This is a genomic window from Sodalis-like secondary symbiont of Drepanosiphum platanoidis, from assembly GCF_964059955.1.
Lineage (GTDB): Bacteria > Pseudomonadota > Gammaproteobacteria > Enterobacterales > Enterobacteriaceae.
This window is the reverse complement of the sequence record NZ_OZ060925.1, coordinates 1-12,989: the sequence shown is the minus strand read 5'-3', so window position 1 is coordinate 12,989 and position 12,989 is coordinate 1. Positions and strand designations below refer to the sequence as shown.

Annotated in this window: 14 protein-coding genes; 2 read left to right on the top strand and 12 right to left on the bottom strand. The window is 19.2% G+C overall.

The genetic code is table 11. The annotated features are described in order from the left end of the window. Window positions 1–357: 357 nt before the first annotated feature. A complete protein-coding gene (repA, locus tag AB4W47_RS02120; protein ID WP_367670790.1) occupies window positions 358–1,272 on the bottom strand; it encodes a plasmid replication initiator RepA in 915 nt (304 codons plus the stop codon). Window positions 1,273–2,019: 747 nt separating this feature from the next. Here repA and thiD point away from each other — a divergent pair. Beyond that, window positions 2,020–2,826 (top strand): bifunctional hydroxymethylpyrimidine kinase/phosphomethylpyrimidine kinase, encoded by an 807-nt coding sequence (thiD, locus tag AB4W47_RS02115; protein WP_367670789.1) that lies wholly within the window; start codon window positions 2,020–2,022, stop codon window positions 2,824–2,826. A 26-nt stretch (window positions 2,827–2,852) separates the two neighbouring features. On the opposite strand, the gene panC is transcribed toward thiD, so the two are convergent. The 11 genes from panC to AB4W47_RS02060 all read right to left on the bottom strand — a co-directional run bounded on the left by panC (window position 2,853) and on the right by AB4W47_RS02060 (window position 11,685). Continuing rightward, window positions 2,853–3,710 carry a pantoate--beta-alanine ligase gene (gene panC, locus AB4W47_RS02110; RefSeq protein WP_367670788.1) on the bottom strand — a complete coding sequence of 286 codons (858 nt, stop codon included), beginning with the start codon at window positions 3,708–3,710 and terminating at the stop codon, window positions 2,853–2,855. A 15-nt stretch (window positions 3,711–3,725) separates the two neighbouring features. Further along, window positions 3,726–4,511 carry a 3-methyl-2-oxobutanoate hydroxymethyltransferase gene (gene panB / locus AB4W47_RS02105; RefSeq protein ID WP_367670787.1) on the bottom strand — a complete coding sequence of 262 codons (786 nt, stop codon included), beginning with the start codon at window positions 4,509–4,511 and terminating at the stop codon, window positions 3,726–3,728. 148 nt (window positions 4,512–4,659) lie between these two features. Continuing rightward, window positions 4,660–5,787, bottom strand: a complete 1,128-nt coding sequence (gene thiH / locus AB4W47_RS02100; RefSeq protein WP_367670786.1) for a 2-iminoacetate synthase ThiH — start codon at window positions 5,785–5,787, stop codon at window positions 4,660–4,662. After that, entirely contained in the window at window positions 5,784–6,575 is a 792-nt protein-coding gene (locus tag AB4W47_RS02095; protein ID WP_367670799.1) for a thiazole synthase, read from the bottom strand. Before AB4W47_RS02095 ends, thiH begins: the two co-directional genes overlap by 4 nt. A gap of 3 nt (window positions 6,576–6,578) precedes the next feature. Next, the gene (gene thiS / locus AB4W47_RS02090) at window positions 6,579–6,788 is read right to left on the bottom strand and encodes a sulfur carrier protein ThiS (protein WP_367670798.1); all 210 of its coding nucleotides are present in this window, start codon (window positions 6,786–6,788) and stop codon (window positions 6,579–6,581) included. Between the two features lie 33 nt (window positions 6,789–6,821). After that, window positions 6,822–7,565, bottom strand: a complete 744-nt coding sequence (locus AB4W47_RS02085) for a ThiF family adenylyltransferase (RefSeq protein WP_367670797.1) — start codon at window positions 7,563–7,565, stop codon at window positions 6,822–6,824. Window positions 7,566–7,595: 30 nt separating this feature from the next. After that, window positions 7,596–8,249 (bottom strand): thiamine phosphate synthase, encoded by a 654-nt coding sequence (gene thiE / locus AB4W47_RS02080; RefSeq protein ID WP_367670796.1) that lies wholly within the window; start codon window positions 8,247–8,249, stop codon window positions 7,596–7,598. Window positions 8,250–8,285: 36 nt separating this feature from the next. Beyond that, the gene (gene thiC / locus AB4W47_RS02075) at window positions 8,286–10,121 is read right to left on the bottom strand and encodes a phosphomethylpyrimidine synthase ThiC (RefSeq protein ID WP_367670795.1); all 1,836 of its coding nucleotides are present in this window, start codon (window positions 10,119–10,121) and stop codon (window positions 8,286–8,288) included. Window positions 10,122–10,340: 219 nt separating this feature from the next. Then, window positions 10,341–10,901 (bottom strand): arginine deiminase-related protein, encoded by a 561-nt coding sequence (locus AB4W47_RS02070; protein WP_367670794.1) that lies wholly within the window; start codon window positions 10,899–10,901, stop codon window positions 10,341–10,343. Further along, window positions 10,861–11,067 (bottom strand): hypothetical protein, encoded by a 207-nt coding sequence (locus AB4W47_RS02065; protein ID WP_367670793.1) that lies wholly within the window; start codon window positions 11,065–11,067, stop codon window positions 10,861–10,863. The genes AB4W47_RS02070 and AB4W47_RS02065 overlap by 41 nt, the downstream gene beginning before the upstream one ends. An 84-nt stretch (window positions 11,068–11,151) precedes the next feature. Further along, window positions 11,152–11,685: a phospholipase D-like domain-containing protein gene (locus AB4W47_RS02060; RefSeq protein WP_367670792.1), complete on the bottom strand. Its 534-nt coding sequence runs from the start codon at window positions 11,683–11,685 to the stop codon at window positions 11,152–11,154. A gap of 270 nt (window positions 11,686–11,955) precedes the next feature. Here AB4W47_RS02060 and AB4W47_RS02055 point away from each other — a divergent pair, with 270 nt between their 5' ends. After that, window positions 11,956–12,633: a DUF2076 domain-containing protein gene (locus AB4W47_RS02055; RefSeq protein ID WP_367670791.1), complete on the top strand. Its 678-nt coding sequence runs from the start codon at window positions 11,956–11,958 to the stop codon at window positions 12,631–12,633. Window positions 12,634–12,989 lie beyond the last annotated feature (356 nt).

The window sequence follows — 12,989 nt, the reverse complement described above, 5'->3', positions numbered from 1 at the left end:
AAAAAATTAAAATTTATTTAAATAAAATTTTAAATTTTAAAAAATTTATTTTACAGTTTTTATTTTTTATTTATCTCGTCTCTTAAAATATTTTTTTTCTGTAAAAATCCTTATTGGAAATATTGCATTTATTTTTTTTTGCAAATAAAAAATAAATTCATTTGCATTTAATGTAAAAAAAAAATTATTTTTTAATATTTAAATAAAGGATTTTTACAAAAAAATATATTATTTTTTGCTTTTATAAAAAAAAATAAAAAAAAATAAAAAAAAATAAAAAAATAAAAAAAAATAAAAAAAAATTCTCTACGTTAATTAAAACGTATAAAAAATTTTTATTTTTTTTAAATAAATTTTTTAAAGTTTATTAAATTTTAAGGGGGGCGGTGAAGGAGTAATTGCTAGTTTTTTTATTTTAAAATAATGTTTATCTACTAATTTTTTAAACTTAATAAGACCCATTAAACCTAATTCTTCTTTAGTAAACATTTTTATAAGGTTTTTTTGAATTTGATATTTTGCTTCTTGTTGTGTTAATAAAGCAATTCTCTTTGCATGTTTTTTTCTTTTTTTATTTTCTATATTTTTATGTCTATAAGACATAGCTGCTTGTATATGAATTTTTTTAACTCTTCTACGTGCTTCATTAAGAGAAATTGGATTTTCACCTTTATTTTTTAATTTTTTATTTTCCCATGCAAGTTGTTGGTTTTGAGCAGATTTAAATTTTCCTAATTCATATCCAATTAATTCAAAAAATAACTCAGTTATATAAATAATATTAGGTATATATGATCCTCCAATACTATCCCATATTCTTTCACATTGTATTACACCAATTGCTTCAAAATGCTCGGTAAGAGCCCTACTAGCGCGACTATAACTAGGTATATTTTGATTATTATAAGTTGTTAAACCACATGTATCAGAAATTTTAGAAACAGTTGCATGAACTTTACATGTAATAATATTAACATGAGCAGCTATACATTCAGCAATAGCATCTATAGCTCTTTTTCTATGTAAATTAATTGATTTTTTATCAAGTAAAAGTTTTCCTGTAATTCCATGATACCTATATTGTGTTCTCCATATTGGATGTATTGAAGGTTTATTTTCTCGTGCTGCTTTTCTCATTGCAATAATTATACGCGGAGGAGTTGCATAATTAGAAGGCAGCACAAATTTTGGGTTAGGATTTTTCACATAACACTTATTTGGATGTACTATTTTTTTATTTTTATAGTGAATTTTAAATTTTTTATTAGTCACTATTACCTATACTTATGGCAGATTTTTTGATTAAAGTGTACTAAGACACTTGCAAGCTAATTTTCATTGAGTTAACATCCATATTGGATCTAACCTTTGAAAGTGATTCGCATAACCCTGATAGATGATCTGCCAAGATATATGACTATCAGGGTTTTTTGCGTTCTAAAGAAAAATATTTTTCTTTAAGCTACCCTGTGCTCTATCTATAATAGAGCTTTTATTTTTATTATCGATATCTAAAAGATAAAAACTTGGCAAGTTATATAATATACATTATACTAATATGTGTAAAATATTTTTTAATTAAAAATATTATTTATTAAATTAAAATATTTTTTTTTATAAAAATATATAAATTTTTTTTTAAATTTTAATTATTAAAACTAATTTATATATTTTTATAAAAAATATTTTTTATAAAATATTTAATATATTTAAAGAATGATTTTTAAAAATTATTAAATATTATTTTTATTAAAATTTTTAATTTATAAAAAACTTATATAATATATACTTTATATTACAAATATACTATTAATTTTTTAATATTAATGTTATTAATATAAAATATTATAATTTTTTTAAAGTTTTTTATTATAAAAATTTATTTAAAAAAAAATATTTTAAACTTTAAAAAATTTATTTAAAAAAAAATATTTTAAACTTTAAAAAATTTATTTAAAAAAAAATATTTTAAACTTTAAAAAATTTATTTAAAAAAAAATATTTTAATTTGGAAAAATAATGAAAAAAATATTTAATGTTTTAACTATAGCTGGATCAGATCCTAGTGGAGGAGCTGGAATTCAAGCAGATATAAAAACATTTTCTGCATTAGGTTCATATGGAGCTTCAGTTATAACTTCTCTTGTTGCACAAAATACGCAAGGAGTACAATCTATTTTTCCAGTAAGTACAAATTGTTTTTCATCTCAATTAAATTCTGTACTAACAGATTTATCAATTAATAGTATAAAAATTGGAATGTTAGGAAATAGTGATATAATTTATTCATTATATGAAAAAATTAAAAAATTTAATATTCCTATATTAATATTAGATACAGTTATATTATCTAAAAGTGGACATTATTTATTAAAAAAAGATTCAATAAATTTATTAAAAAAAATATTATTTCCAATTGTTTCTGTAATAACTCCGAATTTAATTGAATCATCTATTATATTAGAATGTTCTGTTGCTAAAAATGAAAAAGAAATGATAGATCAAGGAAAAAAATTAATTAAATTAGGTTGTAAAGCAGTAATTATGAAAGGAGGACATTTAAAATCTAAAAAATCAAGTCCAGATTGGTTTATTACAAAAAATAAAAAAATTCGTTTTAATAGTCCACGTATTAAAAGTAATAATACTCATGGAACAGGATGTAGTTTTTCTTCTGCTATTGCTGTTAATATATTAAATTTTAATAATTGGTCTAAAGCAATTATATCATCTAAAAAATGGATAGAAAAATCTATAATAAATTCAAATAAATTAAATGTAGGTAAAGGTATTGGACCAATTCATCATTATCATGAATGGTGGTAAATTTTTTATTAAATTTATATATAAATTTAATTTTTTAATAACATTTCTAAATTATCAATTAATCTAACTTTTCCAATCCAAGCACTACATAGTATAATTATGCTAGACGTTTTTTTCGTTAATTTTTTATTTAAAGTTTTTGAATCTCTAATTGTTAATATATCAATTTTAAATCCATGTTTAACAAGATTCTTATATGCTTTTTTTAAGAAATTATTATTTTTTAAATTGTTTTTATTTATTTTTTTAGAAATCCATTTTATAGTTTTATAAATCTCAGGAGCTATTTTACGTTCTTTAGAATTAAGAAGTATATTACGAGAGCTCAATGCTAATCCATCATTATCTCGAACTATAGGAACACCTAGAATTTGAATATTATAATTCATTTGAATAACTAATTTTTTAATAAAAAATAATTGTTGAAAATCTTTTTTACCAAAACATGCTATTTCAGGTGAAATTATATTAAATAATTTACTAACAATAGTCATAACTCCTTTAAAATGATATGGTCTATTTTTACTTTCAAGAATATTATATGAAGATGGTATATTTACAAAAATTTGATCAATAAAATTATTCAAATACATTTTTTTTAATCTAGGACAAAAAACTATATCTACATTATTTAATTTTAATTTTTTAAAATCTTCTTTTAAAGATCTAGGATATTTTTTAGAATCATTTAAATTTTTAAATTGCATAGGATTAACAAAAATACTTACTATAACTTTATCAGCATTTTTTTGTCCAACTTCTATTAATTTAATATGACCTAAATGTAAATTTCCCATAGTTGGTATGAGAGCTATAGTATTATTTTTTTTATGAATTTTTTTTACTTTATTATATAAAATTTTAGGATCTCTAATTATATACATAATAATTCTCTTTTTTTATAAAAAACTTTCTTTTTTTGATGGGAAAATACAATTTTCAACTTCTTTAATATATGAAGTTACAGCTGAAGAAATATCATAATTTTTTTTAAGAAAACTTTTACTAAAAGATGGAGTATTTTTTCCACTTATTCCTAAAAAATCTTGCATTACTAATATTTGACCATCAGTAAAAGATCCAGATCCAATTCCAATAACAGGAATTTTTAAAATATTTGTAATTTTTTTAGCTAAATTTATTGGTACACATTCTAAAACTAAAAGTTTTGCTCCTGAACTTTCTATAGATAATGCATCAGATAAAATTTGTTCTTCTTCTTTTTTTTTTCGTCCTTGTACTTTATATTTTCCTAATAAATTAATTGATTGTGGTGTTAAACCAATATGAGCACATACAGGAATTGATCTAATTGTAAGATTATAAATTATTTCAGATATATTTTTTCCACCTTCTAATTTTATTATATTAGCACCTGCACGCATTAATATAGATGCGTTAATATATGCTTGTTCTTTATTAAAATAACTCATAAATGGAAGATCAGATAATAATAAACATTTAGGAGCTCCTCTTCTAACACATTTTGTATGATATTCCATATCCTTGATAGTAACAGGTATAGTTGAGTTATGACCCTGAATAGTCATTCCTAATGAATCTCCTACTAACATAACTTTTATTCCTTTTTGAAAAAATAATTTAGAAAATGTTGAATCATATGCAGTGAGAACTGCAAATTTTTTTTTATTTTTCCATTCAATTAAATCAGAAATTGTTATCATTTTAAATTCCTATTATAATAAAAATTTTTTTTAAAAACTTATATTATTGTATAATAATATAAGTTATTATATTATAATGGCATATTAATTTACTATTAAATTTTTATATAAAAAATTTAAATTTTATTTATTTTTTTTAAATTAATTTTTATAATATATTACGTCCTAAATAAAAATCCCAATCTTTCCATATAGGTTGTAACCCTAATTTATATAATTTTTTTGCAATTTCTTGAGAAGTTCTATTATCAGAAATATCAAATTGTTTTAATTCAGATGTTTTATTTGAATATCCCCCAGGTTGTGTTTTAGATCCTGCACTAATAGTATTTACTACAATTGGAATAACATTATCTCTAAAAAAAGATGATTCTCTTGTTGAAAGAGAAATTTCAACTTCAGGTGCTAATAATCTAAAAGCACACATAACTTGTAATAATTGAGATTCATTAACATAAGATTCAGATTTAAATCCTCCATAACAAGATCTTAATCTAGGAAATGATACAACATATCTACTTTTCCAATAATTATTACGTAAATAAATTAAATGATTTGCCATGATATAACAATCAGTTCTCCAATCATTTGATAAACCCATCAAAACACCCAATCCTATTTTATCTATTCCTGCTTGAGCTATTCTATCATGAGCTTCTAATCTCCAAAAAAAATCTTTTTTCTGTCCTTTTAAATGATTTTTTTTATAACAATCTATATTGTATGTTTCTTGATATACTAAAACGCTATCTATACCTAAAATTTTTAATTTTTTATATTCTTTAGTTAACATAGGTTGAATTTCTATAGATAAAGAACTACAATATTTACGTATTAAAGGAATGCATTTTATAAAATATTCTATACCAACTTTTTTATTATGTTCACCAGTAACTATAAGAAAATTCTTTATATAATTTTTTTTTATAAATTTACATTCTTCAATAATTTCTTTTAAATTAAGAATTTTTCTCTTAATTTTATTTTTTATAGAAAAACCACAATATGTACAATGATTAGAACATAAATTAGATAAATATATTGGAATATAAAAATGAATTATATTACCAAATCTATTTCTAGTAATTTTTTTTGCTTTTTGAGATAATGGTTCTAAATAATGTAATGCTTCTGGAGATAAAATTGCTTTCATTTCTTCTAATCCAAAATCATTTGTTAATAAAGCATTTTCTACATCTTTTTTTGTTTTGTTTCTTATAGAAGAAGATATTTTATTCCATTCAATTGATTTAAAAAATTGACTAAAATTTTTCACAATAAATTTTCTTTTTTTGAATATAAAAAATCAGTAATAGGACTAGTAGGATTTGCATATAAAGATTTTAATGGTAATTTTATTTTTTTAATAATATTTCCTGAATCTACTGCTAATTTAAACGCATGAGCCATCTCTATAGGATTTTTAGAAACAGCAATAGCTGTATTAATTAATACAGCATCAGCTCCTAATTCTAATGCCTCTAAAGCTTGACTAGGAGATCCTATACCTGCATCAATAATAACTGGTATATTAGATTGTTTAATTATTATTTTTAAAAAATTTTTTGTTTTTAATCCTTGATTAGATCCAATAGGAGATCCTAATGGCATAATTGCTGAACATCCTACATCTATTAATTTTCTACATAAAATAGGATCTGCTGAACAATATGGTAATACTATAAAATTTTCTTTAACTAATTGTTTTGCAGCTATTAAAGTTTCAATAGGATCTGGTAAAAGATATTGTTCATCTGGATGTATTTCTAATTTAATCCAATTTGTTTCTAATGCTTCACGTGCTAAATTTGCAGAAAATATTGCTTCTTTAGCAACTTTAGCACCAGATGTATTTGGAAGTATTTTAACACCAATTTTATTTAAAGATTTTAAAACATTATCATTTTTTAAAATTCTATTTTTTATATTTACTCTACGCATAGATACAGTAACCATTTCACTTCCAGAAGATAAAATGGATTTATGCATTAAATCTATATTTGAAAATTTTCCAGTACCAATAAATAATCTTGATTTAAATTTGACATTTGCTATAGTTAACAAATTTTATCCTCCAGAAATTGCTTCAAATAAATAAATATTATCTTTATCTTTTAATAGATATTTATTCCATTTTTGTAATGGAATAATATTTTTATTTACTGATAATGCCATTCCTTTAAAATCTTTATAATAATTTTTTAAAAAAATATCTAATTTTATTGATTTTTTTAATTTAATTTTTTTAGTATTAAATACTATTTCTATTTGTGACATTATTATCTCTTTTAATTTATATTAAATTATTTATTATAAACAAATTTTACAGTTTTTATTTTTAGTTAAATTAAATATTGACCATTTTAATGTTTTTCCATTAAATATATATAATTTACCAATTGAATTAATTGGTAAATTAGTAGAAAGTATTTTAATTGCTTCTAAAGATTGCATTGAACCTATAATTCCAACTATAGGTCCAAGTATTCCATAATTTTTACAATTATATTCGTAATTTAATTTATTAGGAAATAAACAAGCATAACATCCATATTTAAAATTTGGTGAAAAAACTAAAAATTGTCCAGAAAATCTTATTGCACTTCCACTAATTAATATTTTTTTATATTTTACACAATATTTATTAATACTAAATCTAGTATCCATATTATCACTACAATCTAATACTAAATCTACTAATGATACATATTTATCAATTAAATAATCATTTAATTTAGAATTAATAGATATATATTTAGTTAATGGATTTAATTTTAATAATTTTTTTTTAGCAATTTTTGCTTTATATTTATTTATATCATTTATATTATATAATATCTGTCTTTGTAAATTACTTTCATCTACTAAGTCATAATCAGCTAAAAAAATTTTACCAATACCAGATGCTGAAAGATATAAAGCAGTAGGTGATCCTAATCCTCCTAAACCTACTATTAATACACTTGAATTAAAAAGTTTTTCTTGACCAATTTCACCTATATCTTTTAAAAAAATTTGACGATGATAACGTAAAAAATTTTTATTATTTAACATTAATTCCTCAAATAAAATTTTTTTAAAATATTAATATATTTTATTTTTTTTTTCCCATTTTGAAATTTTTTCCATAAAATTTTTTGTTTCTTTTCTCCAATTCTTAGATTTTATAATAGCACTAATAACTGAAATTCCACCTACACCAGAATCTAATACTGAATTTAAAGAATTTAAATTAATTCCACCTATAGCTACTGTTGGAATATTTTTTAATTTGTTAACCCAATATTTTAATTTTTTTAATCCTTGAGGTTTTGATAACATATTTTTAGTTGAAGTAGGAAATATATGTCCTAATGCAATATAAGAAGGATTCCAAGATAATGAACGATTTAATTCTTCTTCATTATGCGTAGATAATCCTAATCTTAATTTAGATTGTCTTATAAGAATTTTATTAGCTTGAATCATATCTTCTTGACCTAAATGTACACCATAAGCACGATATCTTATTGCTAATTGCCAATAATCATTAATAAAAATTTTTGCATTATAGTGATTTCCTAATAAAACAGATGCTTCAATACTTTTTTCTATATAAATTTTAGATTTATTTTTAATACGAAGTTGTATTATTTTAACACCACAATCAAGCATACATACTAACCAAGATATAGAATTTACTATTGGATAAAATCCAATACGAAACGGAACTGGTAGAAATTTTTCTTTATTATTCATATTTAATTCTCTGGTATTTAACTAAAATATTTATTTTTATTTTATAGAATTAAATTTTTTTGACATATTTTTCATACCTTTATTTTTTTTATTAATTTTTTTTAATTTAACATAATCATTAATTTCTTTTGAAATATTCATAGAACAAAATTTAGGTCCACACATAGAACAAAAATGTGATAATTTATTAGATTCTTGAGGTAAAGTTTCATCATGAAAACTTTTAGATATAATTGGATCTATAGATAAATTAAATTGATCTTCCCATCTAAATTCAAATCTAGCTTTAGAAATAGCATTATCTCTTAATATTGCCCCAGGATGTTCTTTTGCAAGATCAGCAACATGAGCTGCTATTTTATATGATATTAATCCTTGTTTTACATCTTCTTTATTAGGCAATCCTAAATGTTCTTTAGGAGTAACATAACAAAGCATTGCACATCCCATTGAACCAATAATTGCTGCACCAATACCAGAAGTAAAATGATCATATCCAGGAGCAATATCAGTTGTAATAGGTCCTAATGTATAAAATGGTGCTTCATGACAATATTTTAATTGTTTTTTCATATTTTCATTAATTAAATTAATAGGTACATGACCTGGACCCTCTATCATTGTTTGAACATTATATTTCCATGCAATTTTAGTTAATTTTCCTAAAGTATATAATTCAGAAAATTGAGCTTCATCATTAGCATCTTGTATAGATCCAGGACGTAATCCATCACCAAGTGAAATAGCAATATCATATTTAGCACAAAGTTTACAAATATTTACAAAATTTTCATAAAGAAAATTTTGTTTATGATTAGATAAACACCATTTAGCCATTATTGCACCACCTCTAGAAACTATTCCAGTTAATCTACTAGAAGTCATTGGTATATATTGTAAAAGTAATCCAGCATGTATAGTAAAATAATCTACTCCTTGTTCTGCTTGTTCTAATAAAGTTTGATAAAAAACTTCCCAATTAAGATTTTCTGCAATTCCTGAAACTTTTTCTAAGGCTTGATATATAGGTACAGTTCCAATAGGAACTGGACTATTACGTAATATCCATTCTCTTGTTTCATGAATATTTCTACCTGTAGATAAGTCCATTACAGTATCAGCTCCCCAACGAATTGACCAAATTAATTTTTCTACTTCTTCTTCAATAGAAGAGGAAACAGAAGAATTACCAATATTAGCATTTACTTTTACTAAAAAATTACGACCAATTATCATTGGTTCTAATTCTGGATGATTTATATTTGAAGGAATAATTGCACGTCCTTTTTCTATTTCTTTTCTTACAAATTCTGCAGTAATTTTTTTATTTGATTTATTTTTTTTATATTTAGAATCAGAATAATTCATATTTTCACGAATAGCAACAAATTCCATTTCAGGAGTAATAATTCCTAATCTAGCATAATATAATTGAGTTATAGATTTATTATTTTTTGCTTTAAGTATATTATGAGTAAAAGAACATTTTAATTTTTTTAAATTTTTTTTAATATAATTATTATTATTTTCTTTTTTTATATTATATTTTTCAGAATCTTGACGATTATTTATCCAATTTTCACGTATACGTTTAATACCTTTATAAACATTAATTTTATTTTTAATATCTCCATATGGACCAGATGTATCATATATTAATATTGATTCTTTTTTATTAAAAGATTTATTATTTAATTGATTTTTAATATTTTTATTTAAATTAATTTTTCTTACAGGAACTTTAATATTATTATCACCATATAAATATTTACGATGAGAATTTGGAAAAATATCTACTTTTAATTTATCAATAAAATTTTTTGCTTTAATACGTTTTTCACGACGTGAATATAAATTAGATTCTGATGACATAAATCTTCCTTAATAAGGATTAAAATTTTTTATTTTTAATAAAAATTAAAATAAATTAAATTAATAAATTTATAAATTTTTTTTAAATAAAAATTTAATTTAATATTTTAAAATAAAATATTTTAATAAAAATTATTAAAAAATTAAATTTTATTTTTAATAAAAATAATTATTATTAATAATAATATTTTTTAAAAAAATTATATATTAAAATATAATTTAAATTATATTATATATTTTTCCTTTATTTGTAATTTTTATATTATTAATATTAATAGATATTAAATCTCCATATTTAGATAATTTTTTAATTTGTTTATAATTAAGTGAATTATATGCTGATTCTAACATAACTATTTTTTTTTCTTTATCTTTTGATAAAATTTCTAAAATATTTCCAGAAATTTTTTTCATTTGTTTTAAATTTATCTCAATTATTTCTTTATTATTTTTAATTAATTGATTAATTAATATATTTTTTTCTTTAATGTTAGGAATTGAATCTAATGCAACTATTGCAAAATTTGATCCAATATTCATAATTATTTTTATTAAATAAACAAAATTATGATTAATATCATATGCATGAAACATTATAGGTTTATAATTTATTTTTTTTGCAAGTTTTTTTATTATTTTTTTATTATTTTTATTACATATAATTGCATAAATAATTTTATTTTTTTTATCTATTAATAAATTTTTTTTATTTATTAATAAATTTGTTTTTAATTTTTTTTTAAAAAGTTTTATCTTTATTTTTTTTTTTAAAAAATTCATCTAATGGAATTAAACGAAAATATATCTTTTTATTTTTTAAAATAATTGATTTATTATCTATATGATTTAATTTTTTAGTTAAATTAAAATCATTTATTTTTTTAGCTTCTGCATTAAAAAAAATAAATGATAATGTAAAAATACAAAATAGTTTATTTATTGACATAAAAAATACCTTTTTTAAATTTTTATAGAAATTTTAAAAAATATTTAATTAATTAAATATTTTTTTAAGAAAATAAATAAAATTTTATTTAAAAACCTTCATTCCTTCATTCCATAATTTATTAAATTGATAAAAATATTTTTTAGCTATTTTTGGATTATTATATAAATAAATAATATTTTCTGCATTATTATATAATGCATTATTTGTATAATTTAATGATCCTGTTTCAATAGATTTATTATCAATAATAATAAATTTGTTATGCATGATTGAATATTTATTATTCAATTTTAATAAAATTTTATTTTTTAATAAAAAAAGAATAATTTTGTTTTTAAAAAAATTTTTATTATAATTAAGTAATATTCTAATATTAATTCCTCTATTTTTTGCATAAATTAATTCTTTTGCTATAGATTTATTTGTAAAATTATAAGCTGCAATATCAATTGTTGATTTTGCTTTTCTAATAATAGAAAGAATTAATTTTTTTATTTTATTTTCAGGAGAAAATTTAATTATTATATTTGAATTAAGTTTATTAGCAAATAAAGAATTACTAAAAATAATAAAAATTAAAAAAATAGTAATAATATATTTTATTATTTTTTTCATATTTTATTATCTTTTTAAGATTTTATAAATTAATATAAAAATATTTTATAAATTCAAATTTATAATTTATAAATTAATTTTTTTTAATTTTATTTTAAGTTTTTATATAAAAATTAATTTATTATTAATTTTAAATTTTAAATTTGAATTTATTATATATAAATATAAATTTTAATGCAAATTTATTTAATAATTTTATAATTTTTTTTATTATATATATAATATATTATTATTAATAATTTTAAACATATTTATTAAAGGTATATATAAATGAAATCTGAAGAAAAATATTTAATTTATAAATTATTTAAACAATTAAAAAAAATAGAAAAAATTAATAATGTAAGAGATAAAGATGCTGAAAAAATTATTTATAATTTTATTCAAGAACAAAAAACAGCTCCATATTATATGACTCAATCAATTTTATTACAAGAATCTGTAATAAATCAATTACAAGAAAAAATAATAAAATTAGAAAAAAAAATTAATGAAATAAAAATTAATAACAATAAAAAAAATTTTTTAAGTAATTTTTTTAAAAAAAATAAAATTGATTCATCAAATGAATCTGAATTTATTAATTCTGAACATAATTCTTTTATTTTAAAGAAAAAAAATCCAATAATAAGAAAAGGATTAGGATTTATGTCTGGTGCTCTTCAAACTGCTGCAGGAGTAGCAGGAGGATTTTTTTTAGGAAATTTTTTAACTAAAGTTTTTTCAAATTTAAATTCTCAAGAAAAATCTAATTTATCTGATGATAATTTTTTATCTGAATTATCTGAAAATAATGATTTTTTAAAAAAAGATTTTAAATTAAATAATTTAGATATATTAAATTATGGAGAAAATCATAATAATGACATCTCTGATGAGCCTTTTTCTGATAATTATTTAGATGATAATTATTTAGATGATAATTATTTAGATGATAATGATGATTAATTTTTATATTTAAAATTTATTTTTATAATTTTAAAAGATTATGTTAATAATTTTATTAATATAATCTTTTTTTTATTTTTATAGAAAAAAATTAAATATTTTAAATAAAAATTAATTTTTTTATTTTTATAGAAAAAAATTAAATATTTTAAATAAAAATTAATTTTTTTATTTTTATAGAAAAAAATTAAATATTTTAAATAAAAATTAATTTTTTTATTTTTATAGAAAAAAATTAAATATTTTAAATAAAAATTAATTTTTTTATTTTTATAGAAAAAAATTAAATATTTTAAATAAAAATTAATTTTTTTATTTTTATAGAAAAAAATTAAATATTTTAAATAAAAATTAAT

Bases quoted from the DNA above. Each gene is read 5' to 3' on its own strand.
- thiD (WP_367670789.1), top strand. From the start codon at position 2,020: ATGAAAAAAATATTTAATGTTTTAACTATAGCTGGATCAGATCCTAGT.
- panC (WP_367670788.1), bottom strand. From the start codon at position 3,710: ATGTATATAATTAGAGATCCTAAAATTTTATATAATAAAGTAAAAAAA.
- panB (WP_367670787.1), bottom strand. From the start codon at position 4,511: ATGATAACAATTTCTGATTTAATTGAATGGAAAAATAAAAAAAAATTT.
- thiS (WP_367670798.1), bottom strand. From the start codon at position 6,788: ATGTCACAAATAGAAATAGTATTTAATACTAAAAAAATTAAATTAAAA.
- AB4W47_RS02085 (WP_367670797.1), bottom strand. From the start codon at position 7,565: ATGTTAAATAATAAAAATTTTTTACGTTATCATCGTCAAATTTTTTTA.
- thiE (WP_367670796.1), bottom strand. From the start codon at position 8,249: ATGAATAATAAAGAAAAATTTCTACCAGTTCCGTTTCGTATTGGATTT.
- thiC (WP_367670795.1), bottom strand. From the start codon at position 10,121: ATGTCATCAGAATCTAATTTATATTCACGTCGTGAAAAACGTATTAAA.
- AB4W47_RS02070 (WP_367670794.1), bottom strand. From the start codon at position 10,901: ATGAATTTTTTAAAAAAAAAAATAAAGATAAAACTTTTTAAAAAAAAA.
- AB4W47_RS02065 (WP_367670793.1), bottom strand. From the start codon at position 11,067: ATGTCAATAAATAAACTATTTTGTATTTTTACATTATCATTTATTTTT.
- AB4W47_RS02060 (WP_367670792.1), bottom strand. From the start codon at position 11,685: ATGAAAAAAATAATAAAATATATTATTACTATTTTTTTAATTTTTATT.
- AB4W47_RS02055 (WP_367670791.1), top strand. From the start codon at position 11,956: ATGAAATCTGAAGAAAAATATTTAATTTATAAATTATTTAAACAATTA.